This window comes from Methylopila sp. Yamaguchi (genome assembly GCF_002897035.1).
Lineage (GTDB): Bacteria > Pseudomonadota > Alphaproteobacteria > Rhizobiales > Methylopilaceae > Methylopila.
Window position 1 is genome coordinate 416234 of record NZ_BAUX01000001.1, and the last position, 23161, is coordinate 439394.

20 protein-coding genes, 1 tRNA gene and 1 pseudogene are annotated in these 23161 nt (G+C 70.0%); 12 read left to right on the forward strand and 10 right to left on the reverse strand.

Translation table 11 applies throughout. The features are described from left to right. The first annotated feature begins 44 nt into the window (after nucleotides 1–44). From METY_RS01955 to METY_RS01985, 8 genes are all read left to right on the forward strand, one after another. Nucleotides 45–3533: a helicase-related protein gene (locus tag METY_RS01955; RefSeq protein ID WP_103119696.1), complete on the forward strand. Its 3489-nt coding sequence runs from the start codon at nucleotides 45–47 to the stop codon at nucleotides 3531–3533. Nucleotides 3534–3538: 5 nt separating this feature from the next. After that, nucleotides 3539–3865 (forward strand): RNA-binding S4 domain-containing protein, encoded by a 327-nt coding sequence (locus METY_RS01960; RefSeq protein WP_103119697.1) that lies wholly within the window; start codon nucleotides 3539–3541, stop codon nucleotides 3863–3865. Nucleotides 3866–4066: 201 nt separating this feature from the next. After that, the gene (locus tag METY_RS01965) at nucleotides 4067–4756 is read left to right on the forward strand and encodes a carbonic anhydrase (protein ID WP_103119769.1); all 690 of its coding nucleotides are present in this window, start codon (nucleotides 4067–4069) and stop codon (nucleotides 4754–4756) included. 11 nt (nucleotides 4757–4767) lie between these two features. Beyond that, nucleotides 4768–5832, forward strand: coding sequence for a SulP family inorganic anion transporter (locus tag METY_RS01970; protein WP_444849061.1), 1065 nt, complete (start codon nucleotides 4768–4770; stop codon nucleotides 5830–5832). Continuing rightward, a complete protein-coding gene (locus METY_RS21725; RefSeq protein WP_444849062.1) occupies nucleotides 5802–6299 on the forward strand; it encodes a hypothetical protein in 498 nt (165 codons plus the stop codon). Before METY_RS01970 ends, METY_RS21725 begins: the two co-directional genes overlap by 31 nt. A 98-nt stretch (nucleotides 6300–6397) precedes the next feature. Then, a complete protein-coding gene (fdxA, locus tag METY_RS01975; protein ID WP_103119698.1) occupies nucleotides 6398–6736 on the forward strand; it encodes a ferredoxin FdxA in 339 nt (112 codons plus the stop codon). Nucleotides 6737–7069: 333 nt separating this feature from the next. Then, nucleotides 7070–7651: a CarD family transcriptional regulator gene (locus tag METY_RS01980; protein ID WP_103119699.1), complete on the forward strand. Its 582-nt coding sequence runs from the start codon at nucleotides 7070–7072 to the stop codon at nucleotides 7649–7651. A 227-nt stretch (nucleotides 7652–7878) separates the two neighbouring features. Next, on the forward strand, nucleotides 7879–8748 hold the full coding sequence (locus METY_RS01985) for an RNA polymerase factor sigma-32 (RefSeq protein WP_024816596.1): 870 nt from the start codon (nucleotides 7879–7881) through the stop codon (nucleotides 8746–8748). A gap of 50 nt (nucleotides 8749–8798) precedes the next feature. On the opposite strand, the gene METY_RS01990 is transcribed toward METY_RS01985, so the two are convergent. From METY_RS01990 to METY_RS02000, 3 genes are all read right to left on the reverse strand, one after another. After that, nucleotides 8799–10229 carry a calcium-binding protein gene (locus METY_RS01990; protein WP_103119700.1) on the reverse strand — a complete coding sequence of 477 codons (1431 nt, stop codon included), beginning with the start codon at nucleotides 10227–10229 and terminating at the stop codon, nucleotides 8799–8801. Nucleotides 10230–10444: 215 nt separating this feature from the next. Further along, nucleotides 10445–11791, reverse strand: a complete 1347-nt coding sequence (locus METY_RS01995; protein ID WP_103119701.1) for a hypothetical protein — start codon at nucleotides 11789–11791, stop codon at nucleotides 10445–10447. A 67-nt stretch (nucleotides 11792–11858) separates the two neighbouring features. After that, on the reverse strand, nucleotides 11859–13151 hold the full coding sequence (locus METY_RS02000) for an adenylosuccinate synthase (protein ID WP_103119702.1): 1293 nt from the start codon (nucleotides 13149–13151) through the stop codon (nucleotides 11859–11861). A 279-nt stretch (nucleotides 13152–13430) separates the two neighbouring features. Here METY_RS02000 and METY_RS02005 point away from each other — a divergent pair, with 279 nt between their 5' ends. Next, the gene (locus tag METY_RS02005; protein ID WP_103119703.1) at nucleotides 13431–14303 is read left to right on the forward strand and encodes a VOC family protein; all 873 of its coding nucleotides are present in this window, start codon (nucleotides 13431–13433) and stop codon (nucleotides 14301–14303) included. 100 nt (nucleotides 14304–14403) lie between these two features. Here METY_RS02005 and rpoH read toward each other — a convergent pair whose 3' ends face one another. Continuing rightward, on the reverse strand, nucleotides 14404–15285 hold the full coding sequence (gene rpoH, locus METY_RS02010; RefSeq protein WP_103119704.1) for an RNA polymerase sigma factor RpoH: 882 nt from the start codon (nucleotides 15283–15285) through the stop codon (nucleotides 14404–14406). Between the two features lie 165 nt (nucleotides 15286–15450). Beyond that, nucleotides 15451–16467 (reverse strand): RluA family pseudouridine synthase, encoded by a 1017-nt coding sequence (locus METY_RS02015; protein WP_244593475.1) that lies wholly within the window; start codon nucleotides 16465–16467, stop codon nucleotides 15451–15453. On the opposite strand from METY_RS02015, the gene METY_RS02020 reads away from it, so the two are divergent. Further along, the gene (locus tag METY_RS02020) at nucleotides 16466–16852 is read left to right on the forward strand and encodes a DUF6476 family protein (protein ID WP_103119706.1); all 387 of its coding nucleotides are present in this window, start codon (nucleotides 16466–16468) and stop codon (nucleotides 16850–16852) included. The genes METY_RS02015 and METY_RS02020 overlap by 2 nt on opposite strands. 139 nt (nucleotides 16853–16991) lie before the next feature. Then, nucleotides 16992–17067 (forward strand) — tRNA-Glu (locus METY_RS02025). 99 nt (nucleotides 17068–17166) lie between these two features. Here the strand turns inward: METY_RS02025 and METY_RS02030 are convergent. The 3 genes and pseudogenes from METY_RS02030 to METY_RS21730 all read right to left on the reverse strand — a co-directional run. After that, complete coding sequence (locus METY_RS02030; RefSeq protein ID WP_103119707.1) at nucleotides 17167–17733, reverse strand: SCO family protein; 567 nt, start codon at nucleotides 17731–17733, stop codon at nucleotides 17167–17169. Next, nucleotides 17730–19247 (reverse strand): galactose oxidase-like domain-containing protein, encoded by a 1518-nt coding sequence (locus tag METY_RS02035; protein ID WP_244593476.1) that lies wholly within the window; start codon nucleotides 19245–19247, stop codon nucleotides 17730–17732. The genes METY_RS02030 and METY_RS02035 overlap by 4 nt, the downstream gene beginning before the upstream one ends. Further along, nucleotides 19247–19645 (reverse strand): annotated as a pseudogene (locus METY_RS21730) (RICIN domain-containing protein); the annotation flags it as partial. The pseudogene METY_RS21730 and the gene METY_RS02035, both read right to left, overlap by 1 nt. A gap of 284 nt (nucleotides 19646–19929) precedes the next feature. Between METY_RS21730 and METY_RS02045 the strand changes: the two are divergent. Then, the gene (locus tag METY_RS02045) at nucleotides 19930–20145 is read left to right on the forward strand and encodes a hypothetical protein (RefSeq protein ID WP_103119710.1); all 216 of its coding nucleotides are present in this window, start codon (nucleotides 19930–19932) and stop codon (nucleotides 20143–20145) included. A 49-nt stretch (nucleotides 20146–20194) separates the two neighbouring features. Here the strand turns inward: METY_RS02045 and METY_RS02050 are convergent, their stop codons facing one another. Together METY_RS02050 and METY_RS02055 are read right to left on the reverse strand one after the other, a co-directional pair. After that, on the reverse strand, nucleotides 20195–21652 hold the full coding sequence (locus METY_RS02050; RefSeq protein WP_103119711.1) for an NAD-dependent succinate-semialdehyde dehydrogenase: 1458 nt from the start codon (nucleotides 21650–21652) through the stop codon (nucleotides 20195–20197). A gap of 108 nt (nucleotides 21653–21760) precedes the next feature. Next, complete coding sequence (locus METY_RS02055) at nucleotides 21761–23032, reverse strand: D-amino acid dehydrogenase (RefSeq protein WP_103119712.1); 1272 nt, start codon at nucleotides 23030–23032, stop codon at nucleotides 21761–21763. Nucleotides 23033–23161: the final 129 nt, after the last annotated feature.

A 23161-nucleotide genomic window follows, 5' to 3' on the forward strand; every position in this document is an offset into this window, starting at 1 on the left:
GCGGGGCGTGCATCCCGCCGCGTCGAGATGCTAAGGAGAGGTGAATGACCGACGTCGCAGAGCTTGCGCCGGCCGCCGCCTCGGACCTCGCCGCGCCTTTCCGCGGCCGTGGCGTCACGGCGGTGCTCGGACCCACCAACACCGGCAAGACCCACCTCGCCATCGAGCGCATGGCGGCGCATGGCTCCGGGCTGATCGGCCTGCCGCTGCGCCTGCTCGCGCGCGAGGTCTACGGCCGGCTGGTCGAGAAGGTCGGCGCGGAGAAGGTCGCTCTTGTCACGGGCGAGGAAAAGATCAAGCCGCTCGGCGCGCGCTACTGGGTCTCGACCGTCGAGGCCATGCCTCGCGACCTCGACGTCGATTTCGTCGCGATCGACGAGATCCAGCTCTGCGCGGACCTCGACCGCGGCCACGTTTTCACCGACCGGCTGCTGAACCGTCGGGGCCGCTACGAGACCCTGGTGCTCGGCGCCGCCACCATGCGGCCCTTGGTGGAGCGCCTGCTTCCCGGCGCGAACATCGTCACCCGGCCGCGCCTGTCGCAGCTCTTGTTCGCCGGCGAGCGCAAGATCACCCGTCTGCCTCCCCGCACCGCGATCGTCGCCTTCTCGGCCGAGGAGGTCTACGCCATCGCGGAGCTCATCCGTCGGCAGCGCGGCGGAGCGGCGGTGGTGCTCGGCAAACTCAGCCCCCGCACCCGCAACGCCCAGGTCGCGATGTACCAGGCGGGCGACGTCGACTACCTCGTCGCGACCGACGCGATCGGCATGGGGCTGAACCTCGACGTCGACCACGTCGCCTTCGCCGGCGACCGGAAGTTCGACGGCCACCAGCACCGCCGGCTGAACCCGGCCGAGATGGCCCAGATCGCGGGCCGCGCCGGCCGCCACCTCAAGGACGGCACCTTCGGCACCACCGGACGCTGCGCGCCGTTCGAGCCGGAGCTGGCCGAGCGCATCGAGGCTCACAGCTTCGACAGCGTCCGGGTGCTGCAGTGGCGGAACGGGAAGCTGGACTTCGCTTCGCCCGGCGCCCTGATCGACAGCCTGTCTCGACCTCCCGCGGAGCAAGGCCTTACGCGCGCGCCTGACGCCGACGATGTCCGCGCCCTGATGACCCTCGCGCGGGATCCTGACGTGAGGGACGCTGCGCGGGGCCGCGCGCGGACCGAACTGCTGTGGGACGTCTGCCAGGTGCCGGACTACCGCAAAATCGCGCCCGCCCAGCACGTCGAACTTCTCGCGGAGCTCTATGGTTTTCTGAGCTCTGCGGGTAAGGTCCCGACCGACTGGTTCGCGCGGCAGGTCGCAATGACAGACCGCGCCGACGGGGACATCGACACGCTTTCCGCGCGCATCGCGCATATCAGGACCTGGACGTTCGTCGCCAATCGCACGGATTGGCTGAGCGCCCCGGACCACTGGCAAGGAGTGACGCGCGGCGTCGAGGACAAGCTTTCGGACGCGCTGCACGAGCGGCTCGCCCAACGCTTCGTCGATCGCCGAACCAGCGTTCTCATGCGCCGCCTCAGGGAAAAGGACATGCTCGAGGCCGAAATCAACAAGGACGGCGACGTGGTCGTCGAGGGCCACCACGTCGGACGGCTCGCGGGCTTCCAGTTCGCCCCGGACTCGTCGGCCGACACCGTCGAGGGCAAGGCGCTGCGTGCGGCGGCCTCGAAGGCGCTCGCGGGCGAGATCGAGGCCAGGGCCAACCGGTTCTCCAATGTGGGCGACGGCGACGTGGTGCTCGCCTCCGACGGCGCGGTGCGCTGGCAGGGGGAGCTCGTCGGCAAGCTGTCGAAGGGCGACAAGACGCTCAGCCCCCGCATCCGCATCCTCGCCGACGACCAACTGACGGGCGCGGCGCGCGAGCAGGTCGAAAAGCGGCTTGACCAGTGGATCCGCGCGCATGTGCAGAAGCTGCTGGGGCCGCTCGCGGCGCTGGAGCAGGCCGAGGACGTCGCCGGCGTAGCCCGCGGCGTGGCGTTCCAGCTCGTGGAGGAGCTCGGCGTCCTCGACCGTGCGCAGGTGGCGGAGGAGGTCAAGGGCCTCGACCAGCCGTCACGCGCGGCGTTGCGCAAGTACGGCGTGCGCTTCGGCGCGCATCATCTCTACCTCCCGGCCCTGATGAAGCCGGCGCCGAGGGCGCTCGCCGCCCAGCTCTGGGCGCTGAGCCACGGCAAGGACTCGGACGGCAAGGTTGACGACATCGCCCACCTCGCCGCCTCCGGGCGCACCTCGATCCCGGTCGATGCCGAGATCGACAAGGGCGTGTACCGGGCGCTCGGTTACCGCGTCTGCGGCGAGCGGGCGATCCGCGTCGACATCCTCGAGCGGCTCGCCGACCTGATCCGCCCCGCGATCGCCTGGAAGCCCGGCCAGTCCGGCGCGATCCCGGCCGGCGCGTTCGGCGGCAACGCTTTCACCGTGACGGTGGCGATGACCTCGCTCGCCGGCTGTTCGGGCGAGGATTTCGCGACCATCCTGAAGTCGCTGGGCTACCGCATGGAACGGCGGCCCAAGGCTCAGGCGCCCGTGTCGCCTCCCGTCGCCGCCGCGCTCGCAGCGCCTGAGGCGGACGGCGCCGAGGCCATCGCGCCGGTCGACGACGTCGCGGAAACCGTCGAAACCGCCGCGCCCGACGTGGCTGAGCCCGACCTGTCGGTCGAGGGCGCAGTTTCCGACCTCAGCGACGAGGAGGTCGCCGCGACCTCCGACGAGCCGACGTTGAACGACGCCGCGGACGCCGACGACGCGGTCGTCGCCGCGGACACGCCGGTATTCGACGCCGGCGACCAGGCGCCCGCTCTGATCGACCCGATTGACGCCGACGAGCCGGAGCCGGAGACGGTTGAGGCGGCGTTGGAGGACGAAGGCGTCGAGACGCCGGAACTTACGGCCGAGATCGCGGAGGCCGCGGCTGAAAGCGCCGCCGAGGCCGCGCTCGACGCCGCGCCGGAAGCGCCCGCCGCCGACGCGGTGGCGACCGAGCCCGAGATGATCGAGGTGTGGCGTCCCGCGGGCTTCGGCCGGCGCGACAACCAGCGCCCTCGCGGCCGCGAACAGGGCCGCGCCGGAGAGCCGCGCGGCGAACGTCCGCATCAGGCGCGCGGACCCCGTCGCGAGAGCGGCGGCGCCGGGCAGCCGCGCCGTGAAGGCGGGGAGCCCCGTCGCGAAGGCGGGGAGCCCCGTCGCGATGGGGCGGGCCGCCCCGCGGGCGAGCGTCCTCGCTTCGGAAGCGACCGCAACCGCGGCGAAGGCCGGCCGGGCGGCGGCGAGCCGTTCCGCGGCCGTCGCGACGGCGGGCGCCCCGGGCAGGATCGCCCGCGTCCCGACCGCGAGGACCGTGGCGCGCGGCACGCCGCGCCGCCGTCGGCTAAGCGGCCCGATCGCGCGCCGGACCCGGACTCGCCCTTTGCGAAGCTCGCGGCCCTCAAGGCCCAGCTCGAGCAGGGCGGCAAGGGGAGCCCCGGCAAGACCGGCGGCAAGCCCGGCAAGGGTCCCGGCAAGAACGGCGACGCGGACGCCTGAACCCGATGGCGGGACCGGAGGACGTCGCCCCGGCCCGCCTGCGCATCGACGTCTGGCTGTGGCGCGCGCGGGTCGTGAAGACCCGCGCGCGGGCGGCTGAACTCGCGCAATCCGGCCACGTCCGCGTTAACGGCCAGCGGATCTCCGCGGCGGGCCGCGGCGTGAAGATCGGCGACGTCCTCACCATCGCTCTTGAGCGGACCGTCCGCGTCCTCCGCGTCGCCGACTTCGGCGACCGTCGCGGACCTGCGACGGAAGCGCGCGCCCTGTTCGAAGACTTGGCGCCGCATCAGAATGACAATGCTGCGCCGCAGGACGATCCCCTGGAATAACGCAACGATAATGCGTTCCAAAGCGATCGTCCGCACGCATCGTTCAAAAGCTCATTTTTCAGGCATATCTCACCGAATTCTAACTTTTCTGACGTTTCCGTGAGGAAGGTTGTCGGCCGATCTCATCGCCATTGTTATCGATGGAAGCACGCGATTTCGCGGTGCAGCATGCTTTCGTCGAACCTCTGCGAGGAGCTGGACATGGCCGACATCTTCGACGCCGCCCTGCGTTTCCAGGGTGAAGTCTTCACCAAGGACAAGGCGCTCTACCAACGCCTCGCCCGGGACGGGCAGAGCCCAAAAGCGCTGGTGATCTCCTGCGCCGACAGCCGCGTCGCGCCCGAACACATCACCCAGGCAGGGCCGGGCGAGATCTTCGTCTGCCGCAACGCGGGGAACATCGTCCCGCCTTTCGCGCAGATGAACGGCGGCGTGTCCTCGGCGATCGAATACGCCGTCGTGGCGCTGGGCGTCGCGGACATCGTGGTGTGTGGGCATTCCGAGTGCGGGGCGATGAAGGCTCTGCGTCATCCCGCGAGCCTTGAGCCGATGCCCAACGTGAAGGCTTGGCTCAAGCACGCCTCGGCCGCCCAGAGCATCGTCTGCGAGGCCTACCCGCCGGACATCGACGAGGCTGCGGCCTGTCGGGCGCTGTCGATGGAGAACGTAGTGGTGCAGATCAACCATCTGCGCACCCACCCCTCGGTCGCCGCCAAGCTCGCCCGCGGCGAGGTCCGCCTGCACGGTTGGTACTTCGAGATCGAGACCGGCACGATCTTCGCCTACGACGGCGAGGCCGGCCGGTTCGAGCCGATCCGTGGCGACCGGCCCACGCCCGTCGCGGTCGGCCCTGCGCGTCCTGCGGCGCCGCTTGCCATCGCGGCGGAATGAGGAGCGCGCCCGTGACCCTGTCCGCTCTGAAGCCGTCCCTTCCCGCCTCGCTGAGCCGGGATCTCCCCGCCTCGATCGTGGTCTTCATGGTCGCCCTGCCGCTGTGCATGGGCATCGCCGTCGCCTCCGGCGCGCCGGCGGAACTGGGCCTCGTCACCGGCATCGTCGGCGGCGTGGTCGTGGGCCTGATCGGCGGCTCGCCGCTCCAGGTCAGCGGTCCGGCCGCGGGCCTCGCGGTCGTGGTGTTCGAGATCGTCCGTGAGCATGGCCTCGAGATGCTGGGGCCCATCCTGCTGCTCGCCGGCGCGCTGCAGATCGCCGCCGGCCTGCTCGGCCTCGGCAAGTGGTTCAAGGCGATCTCGCCCGCCGTGGTTCACGGCATGCTCGCGGGCATCGGCGTGCTGATCGTGGTGGTCCAGCTCCATGTGCTGATCGACGGCGCTCCGCTGCCGAACGCGCTCGAAAGTCTGATCGCGATCCCCGCCGCCTTCGGCGACGTGATGCGGCTGACCACGGTGAAGGGTCCGGCGGCGCTCGCGGTCGGCCTCACGGCCATTCTGGCGATGACCGCCTGGGAAAAGCTTCGCCCGGCGAACCTGAGACTCATTCCCGGCGCGCTGGTGGGCGTGGCGGCGGGCACGGCGCTGGCCGCGGCTTTCGCGCTGCCGATCAAGCGGGTGGAAATTCCGGAGTCGATCCTCGGCGGCCTGAACCTCACCGACGCCGCTGGCCTCGCAGGGCTGATGGCGCCTGGGCCGCTGCTCGCGGCCGTGATCATCGCCGTGATCGCCAGCGCCGAAACGATGCTGTCGGCGGCGGCGGTCGACAAGATGCACGCCGGACCGCGCACGGCCTATGACCGCGAACTCTCGGCGCAGGGCGTGGGCAACGCGATCTGCGGCGCGCTGGGCGCGCTGCCGATGACGGGCGTCATCGTGCGCTCCTCGGCCAATGTGCAGGCCGGCGCCGTGTCGCGGTGGTCGGCGGTGCTGCACGGCCTGTGGATCCTGGCCTTCGTCGCCGCGATCCCGGGGCCCTGGAGGTTGTGCCGACCGCGGCCCTGGCCGGCATCCTGATCGTCACCGGTTGGCGTCTTGTGAGCGTCCAGCACGCCCGCGGCCTGTTCCGGCGGCACGGCGCCCTTCCCGCCGCGGTGTGGGCCGCGACGCTCATCGTCGTCGTCGCCGTGGACCTGCTCACCGGGGTGCTTGTCGGGCTCGCCCTCGCGGGCATCGAGATCGTGCCGCACCTGAAGCGCCGCTACCTCGTCGTGCGCCGCCACGAGACGAAGGACGGCGGCTTGGACATGCGGCTCGCGGGGGCCGCGACCTTCCTCCAGCTTCCCCAACTCGAGAAGGAGCTCGCCGCCGTGCCGGAGGGCGCGACCGTCACGCTGCGGACCAGCCATCTCTCCTACATCGACCACACCACGTCGGAGATGATCGCGGATTGGGCCGAACGCCGCACGGGCGGAACGCGGATGCCGGTCGATCGCTCGGCCCCCAGTCACGAGCGGAGGCTGGCGAACGCCCTTCCCGCCTGACCGCGACAGGCGGACGCGACCCCGGGGGCGGCGGCCATGCCGCCCTTGCGAAGCACCCGCGCGTCCGCTACGTCACCGGTGCGAACCGGGAGACTGGCATGACCTACGTGGTCACCGACAATTGCATCCGCTGCAAATACACGGACTGCGTGGAGGTGTGCCCCGTCGACTGCTTCTATGAAGGCGAGAACATGCTCGTCATTCATCCCGACGAGTGCATCGACTGCGGCGTCTGCGAGCCCGAGTGCCCCGCGGAGGCCATCAAGCCGGACACCGAGCCGGGGTTGGAAAGCTGGATTAAGCTGAACGGCGAGTACGCGAAGAGCTGGCCGAACATCACTGTGAAGCGCGACCCGCCGGAGGACGCTAAGGAGTTCGACGGCAAGACGAACAAGCTCGAGGAGTATTTTTCTCCCGAGCCCGGCCAGGGCGACTGACGCTCGCTCACGCGCGGCAGGGCTGTTGCGCGTGTGCATCTCTTCGTTGATTTTCGCGTCCGTTCGTGCTATCCCTGCACAACGGTCAAAAACGACGCGCGCCGCCTCGCCGCCATCCCGACGGCTTCAGATTTCGGCACAAAACCGAACAGGCTGAATCCTTCAGAGCCGCCTTCGGCCTGGAGCGCGGTCGTTTTTCTCTGACGAAACGAGGCTTCGGACGGCTGAGCTGGCTCTCGGACGTGCGGGTCTCGGCGCGATCGCCCCGGCGGTTTCCGGGAACGAGGGATGTCCTGGCCCGACCGGCCACGACGAGACGGAGTTCAGAGCAGCATGAGCACCAAGAAGATCTCCCCGAGCCGGCATGGTTTCAAGCCGCTCGAGCACGTCGTCTATCCGTCGCATGGCGTCGGCCAGATCGTCGCGATCGAGGAGCAGGAGATCGCCGGCCATACGCTGGAGCTCTTCGTCATCAGCTTCGAGAAGGACAAGATGACCCTTCGGGTGCCGGTCGCGAAGATCGCGAGCGCCGGCATGCGCAAGCTCTCGGAGCCGACCGTGGTCGCCAAGGCGCTCGAGACGCTGACCGGCCGCGCCCGCGTGAAGAAGACGATGTGGAGCCGTCGCGCGCAGGAGTACGAAGCGAAGATCAATTCGGGCGACATGATCGCGATCGCCGAGGTGGTCCGGGACCTGTACCGCGCCGACACCCAGCCGGAGCAGTCCTACTCCGAGCGCCAGCTCTATGAATCGGCGCTCGACCGCATGATGCGCGAAGTCGCCGCCGCCGAGCGGCTGAGCGACATTGAAGCGCAGAAGCTGATCGAGGCGCAGCTCGCCAAGGGCCCGCGTCGCGGCGGCAAGGCCGAGGACATCGAGGTCGACGGCGAGACCGAGCAGGACGAAGCCGCCTGATCGCGGCCAGCGCCCGCTTCTAGGACTGCAAAAGCCCGGCTCCGCCGGGCTTTTCTTTGTTTACGCGTGCGCGCTAGCGCGGTTTGCCTGCCTTCAAGGCCTTGAAACGGCGTGATCACGAAACCGTGATCAAAAATCTCCAGTGGGACCATGTCCTTTTTCGGGTCTCACGCGTTTGGCCTCCCGTGAACGCCGTCGTGACGACGGCGCCAACGGGGAGTGCCGAGATGTCGCAGATGGCCGGAGTTCGCCGCCGCTTCGTTCGGGCCGCCATGGAGGCGCCCTTCCTCGAGCGGCAGGAAGAACACGATCTGGCCGTCCAATGGAAAGACCAGAAGGATGAGCAGGCGCTGCACCGTCTCGCCGCGGCTCATATGCGCCTGGTCATCGCCATCGCGGCCCGCTTCCGTCATTACGGCCTGCCCATGCCCGACCTGATCCAGGAAGGCCACGTCGGCCTTCTGGAGGCGGCCGCCCGGTTCGAGCCGGAGCGCGAGGTGCGTTTCTCCACCTACGCGACCTGGTGGATCCGCGCGGCGATCCAGGACCACATCCTCCGCAACTGGTCGATCGTCCGCGGCGGCACGAGTTCCGCCCAGAAAGCGCTGTTCTTCAACCTCCGCCGCCTGCGGGCCCGCCTCAGCCGCACCGGGGAGGCGATGATGCCCGGCGCGCTGCACACCAAGATCGCGGAAGCGGTCGGCGTCTCGGTGAAGGACGTCGCGGTGATGGATTCGCGCCTGTCCGGCCCGGACATGTCGCTGAATGCGCCGATGGTCGACAGCGACCCGAACTCGTCGTCCGAGCGGATGGACTTCCTGGTCGACACGCAGCCGCTTCCGGACGAGACGGTGGGCGACTCGATCGACGGCGAACGCCGGGTGCGATGGCTGCGGTCCGCTCTCACCGTCCTCAACGAGCGCGAGCTGAAGATCGTCCGCGCCCGTCGCCTGGCCGAGAACGCCGTGACGCTGGAGGCCTTGGGCGAGCGTCTCGGAATTTCCAAGGAACGCGTTCGCCAGATCGAGAACCGCGCGCTCGAGAAGCTCCGTCGCGCGCTCGTCGAGCAGCAGCCCCAAGCGACCGCCGCGATGTAAGGTGAGGTCCGCGGCGAGACTTCATTCGCCGCGTCCTTGAGCCTGCCGGCTCAAACGATGATGACGCTCGTCGCGTCCACGACGCCGGTCAGATGCTGGAGCCGCGCGAACACCACCCATCCGCCGTCGCCCTCGGCGTCATAGGCGATCTCGCCTGTCCGGGCGTCGAACAGCAGGTGTTCGTAGATGTCGGCGGCGGTCGTCGCGCCCTTGGTGAAGGCGGTGAAGGCCGCGTCGTCCAGCATGATGTGGTCTTCGGCCGCATCGAACGTGCGGATGACGTCCACGTCGCCGTTCGGAGCCTCCGCGAAGCAGAATGAGTCGGCCCCAGCGCCGCCGTCGAGCGTGTCGACCCCCAAACCGCCCATCAGCGTGTCGTCGCCTCCGCCGCCCTTCAGCCAGTCCGCGCCACTGTAGCCGCGCAAGAGATCGTCGCCGTTCGAGCCGAGGATCGTGTTGGCGAAGGCGTTCCCGCGCAGTTGCAGGCCGACGTCGCCCAGTCCACGCAGGATCTCGATCTCCTGGCCGGAGCCGAGGGCGAAATCCGCCGTCGTCCGCACCGTATCGACCCCGCCCTTCTTCGCTTCCTCGACCACGTCATCGGACGAGTCCACGGTGTAGACATCGTCTCCCGCCCCGCCGCGCATGGTGTCGGCGCCGCCGCGGCCAATGATGATGTTGGCGTTGGAGTTGCCACGCAGGAGGTTGTCGAGGGCGTTGCCGATGGCGCTTACCGCTACGCCGTCCTTCAACCCGAGCTCTTCGATGTTCGCTCCCAGCCGCCAGTCGACGTCCGCAAAAACTCCGTCGTAGCCGCCATCAGCGCGCTCCACGATCACGTCGTTCGAGCCGACGCCACTGTAGAAGTCGTTGCCGAGGCCCCCGATCAACCGGTCGCCCCCTCCTCCGCCGAGAAAGAGGTCGTCGTAATCAGACCCGACGATACGATCCGCGCTGCCGGCCCGGCCGTTCAGCACTGTTTGAAAATGGCCCTCGCCTTCAAAGCGTAGGGAGGAGGCGTCGAGCGATGAGCGGTCAGGATCGGCGACCAGCCAAAGCTGGCCGTAGTCCCCCCGCCCGCCGACAAAAACAACATCGAGCGCTTCGAGCTGGCTCCCCAGCAGATAGATATTTGCCGACGAATAGAACTCGATGCGTTCGATGTTCGAGATCTGCGAGTTCAGGTAATAGCCTCTGGCGCCGACCAGCGTGTCCACGCCGTCGCCGCCGTCGATGGTGACCTGGTCACCGGACCAGACCTCCGCCAAGATCGTGTCGTCGCCGGCGCCCCCATCCACTACGACCCGATCAAGATCATCAGCCGCCAGAAAATCCGCGCCGTCGCCCCCGCGCAGCGTGTCGCCATCGCGGGCCGCCCAAAGCGTGTCGGCCCCGCCGAGCCCCAGAAGCTCGTTCGGCCCTGACGGCGTGCCGCCGCTCTCCAACCAGTCGTTGTCGTCCGTCCCGCGGATTACAGCCATCGCGCATGCCCCATCGCTCTCGAGCCATCGCGAGGTGGGCCGACGACGACCGGACTGCTCCGGATGGTCGAGCCGAGTTTGAAAAGTTGAAAGACCCCGCCTTGATGCGGGTTATACATCGATCGACTTGACGGGCACCCAACAGACGCGCCGCAAGCGGCGGCTGAGCGCCCCTATCGCAGATTAAGCTTAATCCGGCGCGACCTGGGGGCAGCCTACTGCTGCACGCCGGAGGTCGAGCCGCCCCAGGCGCCGAAGGCGTCGGCGAAAGCCTGGGTCCCCGGCGTGCCCTTCTCGAGCGTCAGCACCGCCCGGCGACCGTTGTCGTACAGGATCGGGATGTCGAGCCAGCCGCGATCGCGCAGCAGCTGCTCGTTCAACGTGCGCTCGTTCTCGATGTTCGACAGCCCGATCAGGAAGAAGCCGTTGGTGACGCGCACCGACAGGCCCTGCACGGGCGCGCCGCGGGTCGCTTCGTCGGCCTTCATCAGGATGCCCGGAACGTTGGCGACGCCGGCGTTGGCGAAGTTCTCCGGAAGCCGGAACTGCACCTCGATCGTGTGGCTGGCCGGCAGGGTGGCGTCGGCGTTGCGACGGATCGTGATGGTCGCCTTGATCTTGCGCGCGGGAATGTCGATGTCGCCGCGGATCGCGGTCTCGAGCGGCTGGCTCTGCCCGGCGTTTACGGACTCGGTGCGCCACAGCACCGTGCCCTCGGTCTGCTCGCCGGACTGCTGGTCGGAGCCCTCTTCATAGAGGATCGCGCGCTGGGCCACGAGCGGCCCCGGCTGCGACTGGGTTTCGGCGGGCGGAGCGGCCGGAGCGGCCGTCGGCGCGGCCGGGGGAGCCTGCGGGGCGGGCGCCGGCTCGGCCTGCGGCGCGGGCGCGGTGGGTTCGGGCGCGCGGGCGACGTCCGTCGACGGAGCTTGCGGCGTGGGTGCCGGGGCCGGCTCGTCGAGCAGGCGGTCGCTGTCTTTGCCGCCGTCGGGCTTAGGGGCGTTCTGCGGCGTGGGAGCCGGGGCGTCGGTCTTCGCCGTCTCCACCGGAGCCGTCTGCGTGGATCCGCCGTTAAACAGCGCCGCAATCTGGTGCCGTCCGGCCAGAGCGCCGGCGACCACTGCGATCACGACAAGCGCGGCCAAGGCCACCAGGAGTCCGGAGCGCCGGGCCTTCGGCGCATCGGCGCGCTCGCCTGCCGCGCGGACGATGGGGCGGCCGTCGGCGCGGGCCGCGGGCCGGTTCGCCGGACGATCCTCCGCCTTCGGCGCCGCAGGGGCCGCCGCATTCGAGGCGGCCTTCGCCACGACGGGAGGTTCCGGCGCGCGCGGCGGCTCGGGCGCGGCCGCCGGAGCGGGCGCGTGGGCGGCCTCGACCTTTCGGATCGCCTCTTCGAGCTGCATGCGCTCCCGGGCGATGTCCTCCTCGGCGATCGGAGGCTCGATGCTGCGCAACTGCCGGATGATCGCGCCGCGCGCGCGTTCGTAGACCGCGCGCCGGTTCTCGCCCGTGTTGGTCTCAAGCCCCGCGACCGCGCGCGAGAGAACTGGGAAATAATCCGCCATGAATCACGACATACGGCAGCGCCCGGCCCTCGTCGAGGGCCGGGAAGACACGGAGTCGCGCGGTTTTTCAGTCTTCGAAGGGATCCGCCACAAGAATCGTGTCGGCGCGCTCGGGAGAGGTCGACACCAGCGCCACCGGGCACTCGATCAGCTCCTCGATTCGCCGCACGTACTTGATCGCCTGCGCCGGCAGATCGGCCCAAGAGCGCGCGCCGGCCGTGGTTCCGGACCAGCCCTCGATGGTCTCGTAGATCGGCTTCACGCGCGCCTGGGACCCCTGGCTCGCCGGCAGGCGGTTGATCTGCCCGCCGTCGAGCTCGTAGCCGACGCAGACCTTGATCTCGTCGAAACCGTCGAGCACGTCGAGCTTGGTCAGCGCGATGCCGTCGATGCCGGACACGCTCGCCGTCTGGCGCAGCGCGACGGCGTCAAACCAGCCGCAGCGGCGCGGGCGGCCGGTGACGGTGCCGAACTCGTGACCGCGCTCGCCAAGGCGGCGGCCGATCTCGTCGGTCAGCTCCGTCGGGAACGGACCTTCGCCCACGCGGGTGGTGTAGGCCTTGGCGATGCCCAGCACGTAGCCGATGGCGCGCGGGCCGAGGCCGGAACCGGTCGCCGCCTGGCCGGCGCAGGTGTTGGACGAGGTCACGAACGGATAGGTGCCGTGGTCGACGTCGAGCAACGCGCCCTGGGCGCCCTCGAACAGGATGCGGTCGCCGGCGCGGCGGCGCTGCTCCAGCAGCTCCCAGGTCGCGGCGACGTAGGGCAGCACCTTGGGCGCCGCCGAAGCCAGCTCGTCGTAGATCGCGTCGACGGTCAGCTCGGGCAGGTTGAAGCCGCGGCGCAGCGCGTTGTGGTGGCTGAGCAGACGCTCGATCTTGGGCTTCAGCGTCGGCAGGTTGGCGAGGTCGCGCACGCGGATGGCGCGGCGGCCGACCTTGTCCTCGTAAGCCGGGCCGATGCCCCGCTTGGTGGTGCCGATGCGGGTGCCTTCGCTCGAGTCCTCGCGCAGGGCGTCGAGCTCGCGATGCACCGACAGGATCAGCGTGGCGTTGTCCGCGACCTTGAGGGTGTCAGGCGTCAACTCCACGCCCTGCCCCTGCAGGCGGCCGATCTCGTCGGCCAGCGCGTGGGGATCGACCACCACGCCGTTGCCGATGATCGAAAGCTTGTTCTTCCGCACCACGCCGGAGGGCAGCAGGCTGAGCTTGTAGGTGACGCCGTCGATGACGAGGGTGTGGCCCGCGTTGTGGCCGCCCTGGAAGCGGACGACGACGTCCGCCTTCTCCGAGAGCCAATCGACGATCTTGCCCTTGCCTTCGTCGCCCCACTGGGCGCCGACCACGACGACGTTCGCCATCTTGCAAAAATCCTTCCGCCAGACCGGCCGAGGGCAAAAAAAGACCCCGGCTCGGGAGAGCCGGGGTTCTCCCGCGGCTTGCTATCGGATCGGGGCCGGCGTGGCAAGGCGGAGGGCCGCAACGTGGCGGCGGCGCTCGCCGCCAGGCGATCCAAGGCATGCGTCTGAGCGACAGAGACGGCTTGCGGTCCCGCACGATCTTGCAGTGACGCAACGTCAAGCGGGTGGCGGGTCTTCGAAAGCGAGCCGATATCTCAAGGAGTTCAGAGGATCACTCACATGGCCGACGCCGCATCCGCTTCATCCGCCCTTCCCGACGCGCTGCGCCTCGGCGTCGCCGAACTCGGCGTGTCCGATCTCGGGCGCTCGGTCGCCTTCTATGAAGGCGTGGTCGGGCTTCGGACGGTCGACCGCGCAGCTCGGGTCGCGACGCTCGGCGGCGCCGACGGCTCGGCCGTGCTCCGCTTGGTGGAGACGCCCGGCGCCCGGCCGAAGCCGAAGGACGCGCCGGGCCTGTTTCACGTCGCGATCCTCGTACCCGAGCGACGCGACCTCGCCGTGGTTCTCGCGCGGCTCGCCCGCGACCGGGTCCGTCTCGGCGCTTCGGACCACCTGGTGAGCGAGGCGCTCTACCTCGACGATCCCGACGGCAACGGCCTCGAGATCTACCGTGACCGTCCAAAGGCCGAGTGGCCCTACCGCGACGGCGCGCTCAGGATGGCGACCGAGCCGATGGCCGCGCAGGAGGTCCTCGCCGAGCTCTCGCCCGGCGCGGATCTCGACGCCGCGATGCCGGGGGGAACCGTCGTCGGCCACGTCCATCTTCAGGTCGGGGATCTCGCGGCGGCGCGCAGCTTCTGGATCGACGCCGTCGGCTTCGCCCTCACCACCACCTATCCCGGCGCGCTCTTCATGAGCGCGGGCGGCTACCACCATCACGTGGCCGCGAACGTCTGGTCCTCGCGCGGGCGCGGTCCGGCGCCCGAGGACGTGGCGGGACTAAGGTCGTTCGAGGCGGTCCTGCCGGACGCGAACGCGCTCGACGTCGTCGCCACCCGCTTGGAGGCCGGGGGCGTGCGCGGCCTCCGCGACGAGCGCGGCGTGACTGCGAGCGATCCATGGGGCTCGACGATCGTCTTCGTCGCGCCGTAAGCGCTTTTCCGGAGCCTCAAGGGTCAGCCGGACATGAAAAAGGCCGCCACGGCGTACCGTGGCGGCCCTCTCGATGGACAGCGCGCGAGGCGGGGGCCGTTTAAGCCCGCGCCTCGATCTCCGCGACGTTCTTGCGAACCGCGTCCTGCACCTTTTCAAAGGCGCGCACCTCGATCTGGCGCACGCGCTCGCGCGACACGCCGAACTCGCTCGAGAGCTCTTCCAGCGTCAGCGGATCGTCCGCCAGACGTCGCGCCTCGAAGATGCGGCGCTCGCGGTCGTTCAGCACCATCAGCGCGCCCGAGAGCGCCTGGCGGCGGTTGTCGAGCTCCTCGTTCTCCACGAGGCGGCTCTCCTGGCTGTCGCTGTCATCGACCAGCCAGTCCTGCCACTCCGAGGAGCCTTCGTCTTCGCGCAGCGGCGCGTTGAGCGAGGCGTCGCCGCCGAGACGGCGGTTCATGTCCACCACGTCCTGCTCATTGACGCCGAGCTTGACCGCAATCTGCTTGACCTGGTCCGGCCTGAGATCGCCCTCGTCCAGCGCCGAGATCTGGCTCTTCGCCTTGCGCAGGTTGAAGAACAGCTTCTTCTGGTTCGCGGTGGTGCCCATCTTCACCAGCGACCAGGAGCGCAGGATGTACTCCTGGATCGAGGCGCGGATCCACCACATGGCGTAGGTCGCGAGCCTGAAGCCCTTCTCGGGCTCGAAGCGCTTCACAGCCTGCATCAGGCCGACGTTGCCCTCGGACACGACCTCGCCGATCGGCAGGCCGTAGCCGCGGTAGCCCATCGCGATCTTGGCGACGAGGCGAAGGTGGCTGGTGACGAGCTTGTGGGCCGCGTCGCGGTCGCCATGCTCACGCCAACGTTTGGCGAGCATGTACTCCTGCTGCGGCTCCAGCATGGGAAATTTGCGGATCTCGTCGAGGTACTTCGAGAGACCGTTGTCGCTTACAAGGATTGGGAGTGCGGCCGAGGCCATATGCGTCTCCTTCGTCTAAGGCCCCCGCCCTTGCGGCAGGCCCTGTCGCGACCGCGGGATGCGCCGATCGCTCTGTTGTCCGCAGTATAACGCGAGGCGTGGCCGAAAGGTGTCAAAACCGCTTCACGGCGCCGTGCGTTTACGCATGGCCGATCTTTGATCTTCTCAATGATCCGGCCGGACCCTCAGCGCCGTCGCGAGGGCCGCGAGGTCGTCGGGGAGCGCGCTCTCGAACCGCATCGTCTCGCCGGTCGCAGGGTGCGCGAAGCCGAGGACGGCGGCGTGCAACGCCTGCCGGCCGAGGCCGAGGAGCGCGGCGCGGGCGTCCTCGTCAAGCTTCGAGGCCTTGGTCCGATGGCTCGCGCCATAGACCGCGTCGCCCATCAGCGGATGGCCGAGCGAGGCCATGTGCACGCGGATCTGATGCGTGCGGCCGGTCTCGAGCCGGCACTCCACCAGACTGGCGTCCGACGCCTCGAAGCGCTCGAGCGTCTCCCAGTGGGTGACGGCGAAGCGCCCGTCGCTGCGGATCGCGATCTTCTCGCGGTTGCGCTCGCTGCGGCCGAGCGGCGCGTCCACCACGCCGCGGGGATGCCGTGGCAGCCCCCAGACGAAGGCGAGGTAGGAGCGCGCCAGCGGGCCGGTGCGGCCATGGTCGGCGAACTGAGCGCTCAGCGCCCGATGGGCGAGATCGTGCTTCGCGACCACCATCAGCCCGCTGGTGTCCTTGTCGAGCCGGTGCACGATGCCAGGGCGCGCCACGCCGCCGACGCCGGACAGGCTCGCGCCGCAATGGGCGAGCAGGGCGTTGACGAGCGTGCCGTCGGCGTGGCCGGCGGCGGGGTGCACCACGAGGCCGGCGGGCTTGTCGATGACGATGAGGTGGTCGTCCTCGAACACCACGTCGAGCGCGATCGCCTGCGCCTGCGGCGCGGCGGGCGCGGGCGGCGGCGCGGCCACCACATAGGTTTCGCCCGCGTTGACCCGTGCGGAGGGGTCCTCTAGCGTCCGCGCGCCCGCCGAGACGGCCCCCTGGCGCATCAGCGCCTGCAGGCGGGCGCGGGACAGGTCCGGCAGCCGGGCGGCGAGAAAGCGGTCGATCCGCTCGCCGGCGTCGTCCGGGCCGGCGACGACGGACAGCACGCCGGGGGCCGGCGCCCCTTCAGGAACGGATTGAGACATGACGGCGCACGGCGGCTCGAACGGAGCCCCTCTCGGTGATGGCGCGGACGACGAGGATCCCCGCGTCCAGCGTGTCTACGCCCGCCTCCGCAGACTGACGATTGTCGGCGGCCTGACGATGGGCGTGGGCTTTCTCGCGCTGATCTCGGTGATCGCGTACCGCGTCGTCAAGTCGACGCCCGCGCCGAGAGTCTTCGTCGAGCGCGCCCTGGCGCTTCCCGGGGGCGCCCGCGTGGTCTCGACCGCCGCCGACGCCGGGCGCATCTTGGTGACGGTCGAGAGCGAGGGACGCCTCAGCGTACACGTGGTCGACGCCGCGACGCTCACGGAGACCGGCCGCCTCGACCTCGCCCCCGGCGGCCCCTCCGCGCCCCCGCTGCGCTGACGCGCTCGTCGCTCCGCCCTCTCGCAACCTCGCCGCGCCGAACCGCCGCAGAGCGCGGGGAGGTCCACCGTCTTCGAATTGTCGCAGCCGAGGCTTGCCGCCGCGGCCGATCGCGGCTATAGGGTGCGCCGCGCGAAACGCTCCCATCGTCTAGCGGTCTAGGACGTCGCCCTCTCACGGCGAAAACAGGGGTTCGAGTCCCCTTGGGAGCGCCACGCTCTATGATCTCCCATAACATTCGCATCTTAGCGCCAGGCGGCGCGCCTGGTTCTCCAGGTGCGGCAGTGTTCGTTCGAGCGCTCCGCGGCTCCGCCTCATCCTCCTTCGATCCACCGCCGCAGGCGGGCGGCGATGGCCTCGGGCGGGTCGCTTGGGGAGATGCGGTCGACGAGGAGGCCGTTGGCGTCGACGACGAACAGGCCGGAGCTGTGCTCCATGGTGTAGCCGCCGTCCGGCAGCCCCGCCTTGCGGGCGGAGGCGCCAAAGGCCCGCGCCGCCGCGGCGACCTCGGCCGGGGAGCCTGTAAGCCCCACGATCCTGGGGTCAAAGGACGCGAGGAAGGCTTTTAGCGCGCCCGCGTCGTCGCGCTCTGGGTCAATGTCGATGAAGAACGCCCGGAGGCTTTCCCCCGCGCGGCCGAGCAGCTTGAGCGCCAACGCAAGGTCGTTGAGGGTCGTCGGGCAGACGTCGGGGCACCGCATGAAGCCGAACACGACGACGTAAGGCGCGCCGTCCAGCTGGAGCGCGTCGAGCCGGCCGCCGTCGGTCCGGTCGAGCGCGAACGGGCCGACCTGGGTCACCGCCGCAGTCAAACCGTCGAGGCTGGCGCCCAAAGCCGTGAGCGCGATCGCGGCTGCGGCCAGCAGGCCCCGGCGCCTCATTGGATCCTCACGATCTTCGCCACGCTCGGCACGCCGCGGGCGTTCATGGCGAACAGCATCCAGTCGCCCTTGAGCAGCGCGCTCGTCCGCGGCAGCCGGATCTGGTAAGTGAGGCCGTCGGTGGTGGCGGCTCCCACGGCCAGCCGGCGCTGGTCGTTGTTGACCGAGTGCGTGACCGCCCCGAGCCGCACGATCGCGAAGTTGCGGACCGGTCCGTCGGTCGTCACCGTGAAGGGCCCCGTCGCCGGCGTGGTCGCAGGGGCTGTCAGGATCGTGGGGCGCGCCGCCGGCGTTCCGTCGGAATTCAGCAGATAGGGCGGCGTCAGGATCTCCGCGTCCGGGTGGTTCGTCGTGCAGATTCCGCACAAGCCGCCGCCGCCGACGAACACCCGGCCGTCGAGCATCAGCACCGCCACGCTGTGGTAGTTGCGCGGCACGGTCATCGCGGCGAGCCGCACGAAGGTCCCGCTGCCAGGGCTCCACAGCTCCGCGGCCATCACCGACTTGTCGTCGCTGAAGGCGATGGGCACGTTCATGCCGCCTGCCACGACCACCTGTCCGTTCGGCAGCGGGACGGCGTTGGCGAAGGCGCGCGGAAACTGCATCGGCCCCTGCTTGACGACCGGCACGGGGAGCGAGGGCCCACGGCTGAAGTCGATGACGTAGGCCGCGTCTGAGGCCTGCAGGCTCTCATAGGCCGGCGCGCCCCCGAGCTTGAGCAGCTTATTGGCGGCGTACATCACCACGTCGCCGTTCTGCGAATAGACGTCGTCGCCGCGGGCGCCGGCGGAGGCGATCGCTCCGGCGCCGCGGACGTCGATCCAGTGCATGGCCGCGCTCGGACCCGCCTTGAGGACGTAGTCGTTGCTCCAGGCGAACAGCCACATGTGGTTGTCGGAGCGGAAGGGCCCGTCGGGGTCGGGGCCGGCCAGGTCCTCCCCGTTGACGTTCGGCAACTCGCGCCAGCCCTGGGCCGCGTTCCACACCTCGCTCGTCTTGTATCCGATGCCCCCGCTCCACGAGCCGCCGACGGTGAGGACGTCCCCGTTCGGAAGCACGGTGTCTCCCTGGTAGCCGCGAGGAACGTTCATGGCCGCGCCGGTCGTCCAGGTGTTGGAGCCCGGATCGTAGATGCTGGTCTTGGCGCTGCTCGACCCGCCGTTGACGAGGATCCGCCCGTCGGTCAACACCGCGGTGCCCGGGCAGAACATGTCGTGGCCGGTGTTCGAGATCGTCATGGACGACGACGTTCCCGTCTGCGGGTCGAAGATCGTCGTGAAGGTCTTCCCCTGGTCTTCCCCGAAGCTGAACCGGTCGTGCGACGCCCACAGCAGGATCTTGCCGTTGCGTAAGGTCGAGGCGGCGACGGGAACGAGCGGCAGCGAGATCCGGCTGGACCAGAGCGAGGGCTTCGGCTGCGCGGACAGCGTCCATTTCTGGCTCGCCGCCCCCCGCAGGGCGCACGCGTTACGGGGGCGGCGTCGTCGATCGAGACGCTCGCGACGTCGAGGCACTCTCCGGACGCGACGGACACGATCTCGGCCCAAGCGGCGTTCGCGCGCAGGGTCCACGACTGGCTCGCCTCGCCATTGCAGGGAAACTGGGTGACGCCCGGGCCGTCGACCGCGCGCGCCGCAAGGCACATGCCGCTCGCGGCGTTCACGATCCGGTACGCCCCAGCGGTCGCCTTGAAACGCCACTGCTGACGGCTGAGGTCGAGGCAGCGGTTCTGCGCGACGGCGGACCCCACCCCTGCGCCGACCGCGGGAATCTCGGCGCACATCCCGCTGTTCCGGTTGACGAGCAGCACCACGGCCCGCGTCGGCTTCAGCGAGGTCTGGGCGTGGGCCGGCCCCACCGCCGCCGCGAGCGCCGCGAGCAAGACGCATCCCGAGACAACTGTTCGCATCATGGCTTCGCGCGGGCTGGAGACTTAGGCGCGCGGAGAGTTCCGCCCCACGCTACAGGGGGCAAGATCGACTATCAGCGCGCGCGCATCTCCCAATTTCCAGTGCGCGGATGCGGCCTACACCTTTCGGCGTATGGGCGTGCCTGCCCCTCTGTTCGTTGGTTGTGCATCGTAGGCGACGCGCGTTCCCAGCAGTCGTTCGGGCCGATATAAGCAAACGACAAAGTGTCTCGCCCTTCGCCGTCGCGGGCGTCGGAAGCGGGCCACGCGCATGGGAGGATGAAGCGATGGAAGTGCGCAGCGCGCTCGAGGCCGTGTGCTCCAGCCCGATGACATGGCCGAAGCCGCAGCGGCGGGCCTTCCTCATCGGCCTGCCCGTGACCCTGCCGCTGTGGCTGGTCGCCGCAGGGCTCGGCCTTCTGGTCCTGGTCGCGACGACGGCTTTTGTGAATGCGACGAGCCTCGTCCAGGAGGCCTGGGCGGACATTCGCGGCGCGGACTGACGGGACGCGCCGCGCCGCCTTCGTCGCTAGGCCGGCTGATGACGTCGCGTCACAGCCCGCCGATGCTGAGGTACTTCATGTCGAGATAGTCGTCCAAGCCGTAGTGCGAGCCTTCGCGGCCCATGCCGCTCTCCTTCACGCCGCCGAACGGCGCCACCTCGGTCGTGATCACCCCGTCGTTGACCCCGACCATGCCGTACTTCAGCGCGCCCGACACTCGGAACGCCCGGGCGAGGTCGCGGGTGTAGACGTAGGCGGCGAGCCCATATTCGGTGGCGTTGGCGGCGGCGATGGCCTCGGCCTCGGTCTCGAACGGGATCAGCACCGCGAGCGGCCCGAAGGTCTCGTCGCGCGCCACGGTCATGCCCGCGTGGCCGCCTGAAATCACCGTCGGCTCGTAGAAGGTTCCGCCGAGCGCATGCCGGCGGCCGCCCGTGAGCAGCCGGCCGCCCTTCTCCAGAGCGTCCGCCACATGGGCCTCGACCTTGGCGAGCGCGGCGTCGTTGATCAGCGGCCCCTGCAGCGCGCCCTCGGTGAAGCCGGAGCCGACGACGAGGCTCTTCGCCCGCGCCGCCAGCCGCTCCGCGAAGGCGTCGTGGATCGAGGCCTCGACATAGAAGCGGTTGGTGCAGACGCAGGTCTGGCCGCTGTTGCGGTACTTGGCGGCGACGGCGCCCTCGACCGCCTTGTCGAGATCGGCGTCGGCGAAGACCAGGAACGGCGCGTTGCCGCCGAGCTCCATGGAGACGCGCTTTACGCCCTTGGCCGCCTGTTCGCTCAGCAGCTTTCCGACGCGGGTGGAGCCGGTGAAGGTGATCTTGCGCACGTCGGGATGGTCGGTGAGGGCCTTCCCGATCGCCGGCGCGTCGCCGGTGACGAGGTTGACCACGCCGGCAGGAATGCCGGCACGCTCCGCGAGCACGCCCCAGGCGAGCCCGCTGTAGGGCGTGAACTCGGAGGGCTTCGCCACCACCGTGCAGCCGGCGGCAAGCGTCGCGCCGAGCTTGCGGGCCAGCATCGAGAACGGGAAGTTCCAGGGCGTGATGGCCCCGACGACGCCCACCGGCTCCCGGGTCACGAAGAGCTTGCGGTCCGGCCACGGCGAGGGGATGACGTCGCCGCGAACCCGGCGGGCCTCCTCCGCGAACCACTGGACGTAGGCTGCGCCGATCATGATCTCGCCCTTCGCCTCGGCGAGCGGCTTGCCCTGCTCCAGCGTCAGCATGGCGGCGAGGGCGTCGGCGTTGGCGCGGATGTCGGCCGCGAGCGCCTGCAGCAGAGCGGCTCGGTCGGCCGCGGTGCGCGCCGCCCAGGCCGGAAAGGCGCGGTTCGCGGCCTCGATTGCCCGCGTGGTCTCAGGCGCGCCGGCGAGAGGTGCCGTGCCGATCTCCTCGCCGGTCGCCGGGTCGTGAACGGGCAGCGTCTTGCCGCCGTCCGCGGGCGTCCACGCGCCGTCGATCAGGAGGGCTTCGCGGAAGAAGGGGCTGGTGCGGATCTGGTCGCGCATGGTGAGAGTCCTTGCGTCGGCGTTTTTGGAGCCGGCGCTCCCGGGGGGCGGGCGCGCCTCGATCGATGGAAACCTGTCGCGGCGCGGCTGAACCGCCAGGGTCGGACGTCAGGCGGGAATGGCCTGCAGGTAACGGCTCGCGGCCAGGTCGTCGCTCGCGATTTCCGGCGAGCGGCCGGAGATGAGGTCCGCGAGCACCCGGCCCGAGCCGCAGGCCATGGTCCAGCCGAGCGTTCCGTGACCGGTGTTGGTGAAGAGGTTGCCGAGGCGCGTCGGGCCGACGATCGGCGTGCCGTCCGGGGTCATGGGCCGAAGCCCGGTCCAGAAGCTCGCGGCCGTCAGGTCGCCGCCGGTCGGGAACAGGTCGCTGACCGAGCGCGCCAGCGTCGCCCGCCGCGGAGCGCGAAGCGCGCTGCTGAAGCCGGCGAGCTCCGCCGTGCCGCCGACGCGGATGCGGTCGCCGAGCCGGGTGATCGCGACCTTGAAGGTCTCGTCCATCACCGTCGACTGCGGAGCTCCGTCCGGGTTGGCGACCGGCAGCGTCAGGGAGTAGCCCTTCACGGGATAGACCGGCAGGGCGATGCGATGCGGGCGCAGCAGCGCCGGGGTGTAGCTGCCGAGCGCCGCCACATAGACGTCCGCCCGCAGAGCCTCGCCGGCGACGGTCCGGACGCCCGTGACGCGGTCGCCCTCCGCTTCCACGCCCGCGATCGGCACGCCGTAGCGGAAGCTCACGCCGAGGCCCTCGCAGATCGCGGCCAGGCGCTGGGTGAACAGATGCGCGTCGCCAGTCTCGTCGCCCGGCAGCCGCAGGCCGCCGACGAAAATCCCGGCGACGTGGGCGAGCGCCGGCTCCGCCGCTACGCAGCCGCTGGGGTCGAGCACCTCGTAGGGCACGCCGTAGGCGTCGAGCACGCGGGTGTCGTCGCGGACATGGTCGAGCTGCTTCTGCGTGCGGAACAGCTGCAGCGTGCCCCGCTCGCGGTGGTCGTAGGCGATCCCGGTCTCCGCCCGCAGCGCCCGCAGGGCGTCGCGGCTGTACTCCGCGATCCGGACCATGCGGCCCTTGTTGCGCTCGTAGGCGGCCTCGGTGCAGTTGGCGAGCATACGGGCGAGCCAGCCGTAGAGCTCCGGCGACAGCTGCGGCCAGACCACCAACGGCCGGTGGCGCATCATCAGCCACTTCAGCGCCTTCACCGGAATGCCCGGCGCGGCCCAGGGCGACGAGTAGCCGGGGGAGACCTGGCCGGCGTTGGCGAAGCTCGTCTCGAGCCCGGCGCCGGGCTGGCGGTCGACCACCGTCACCGCGTGCCCAGCCTTCGCAAGATAGTAGGCCGTCGTCACGCCCACGACGCCGCCGCCGAGCACCAGAACCCGCATTATCGCCCCCTCGCCGTCGAGACGCCGTCCGCGCGCCGTCGCCGCACGCCGAGACCGTCATAGCCTAAGGGACGCCCCGACGTCCGACGGATTTCGAACCCGCAGGACAGATCGGACGTGAGCGCAGAG

What these genes read in the sequence shown, in the direction of transcription:
- METY_RS01955 (WP_103119696.1), top strand. Translation starts at nt 45, where the DNA reads ATGACCGACGTCGCAGAGCTTGCGCCGGCCGCCGCCTCGGACCTCGCC.
- METY_RS01960 (WP_103119697.1), top strand. Translation starts at nt 3,539, where the DNA reads ATGGCGGGACCGGAGGACGTCGCCCCGGCCCGCCTGCGCATCGACGTC.
- METY_RS01965 (WP_103119769.1), top strand. Translation starts at nt 4,067, where the DNA reads ATGGCCGACATCTTCGACGCCGCCCTGCGTTTCCAGGGTGAAGTCTTC.
- fdxA (WP_103119698.1), top strand. Translation starts at nt 6,398, where the DNA reads ATGACCTACGTGGTCACCGACAATTGCATCCGCTGCAAATACACGGAC.
- METY_RS01980 (WP_103119699.1), top strand. Translation starts at nt 7,070, where the DNA reads ATGAGCACCAAGAAGATCTCCCCGAGCCGGCATGGTTTCAAGCCGCTC.
- METY_RS01985 (WP_024816596.1), top strand. Translation starts at nt 7,879, where the DNA reads ATGTCGCAGATGGCCGGAGTTCGCCGCCGCTTCGTTCGGGCCGCCATG.
- METY_RS01990 (WP_103119700.1), bottom strand. Translation starts at nt 10,229, where the DNA reads ATGGCTGTAATCCGCGGGACGGACGACAACGACTGGTTGGAGAGCGGC.
- METY_RS01995 (WP_103119701.1), bottom strand. Translation starts at nt 11,791, where the DNA reads ATGGCGGATTATTTCCCAGTTCTCTCGCGCGCGGTCGCGGGGCTTGAG.
- METY_RS02000 (WP_103119702.1), bottom strand. Translation starts at nt 13,151, where the DNA reads ATGGCGAACGTCGTCGTGGTCGGCGCCCAGTGGGGCGACGAAGGCAAG.
- METY_RS02005 (WP_103119703.1), top strand. Translation starts at nt 13,431, where the DNA reads ATGGCCGACGCCGCATCCGCTTCATCCGCCCTTCCCGACGCGCTGCGC.
- rpoH (WP_103119704.1), bottom strand. Translation starts at nt 15,285, where the DNA reads ATGGCCTCGGCCGCACTCCCAATCCTTGTAAGCGACAACGGTCTCTCG.
- METY_RS02020 (WP_103119706.1), top strand. Translation starts at nt 16,466, where the DNA reads ATGACGGCGCACGGCGGCTCGAACGGAGCCCCTCTCGGTGATGGCGCG.
- METY_RS02015 (WP_244593475.1), bottom strand. Translation starts at nt 16,467, where the DNA reads ATGTCTCAATCCGTTCCTGAAGGGGCGCCGGCCCCCGGCGTGCTGTCC.
- METY_RS02030 (WP_103119707.1), bottom strand. Translation starts at nt 17,733, where the DNA reads ATGAGGCGCCGGGGCCTGCTGGCCGCAGCCGCGATCGCGCTCACGGCT.
- METY_RS02045 (WP_103119710.1), top strand. Translation starts at nt 19,930, where the DNA reads ATGGAAGTGCGCAGCGCGCTCGAGGCCGTGTGCTCCAGCCCGATGACA.
- METY_RS02050 (WP_103119711.1), bottom strand. Translation starts at nt 21,652, where the DNA reads ATGCGCGACCAGATCCGCACCAGCCCCTTCTTCCGCGAAGCCCTCCTG.
- METY_RS02055 (WP_103119712.1), bottom strand. Translation starts at nt 23,032, where the DNA reads ATGCGGGTTCTGGTGCTCGGCGGCGGCGTCGTGGGCGTGACGACGGCC.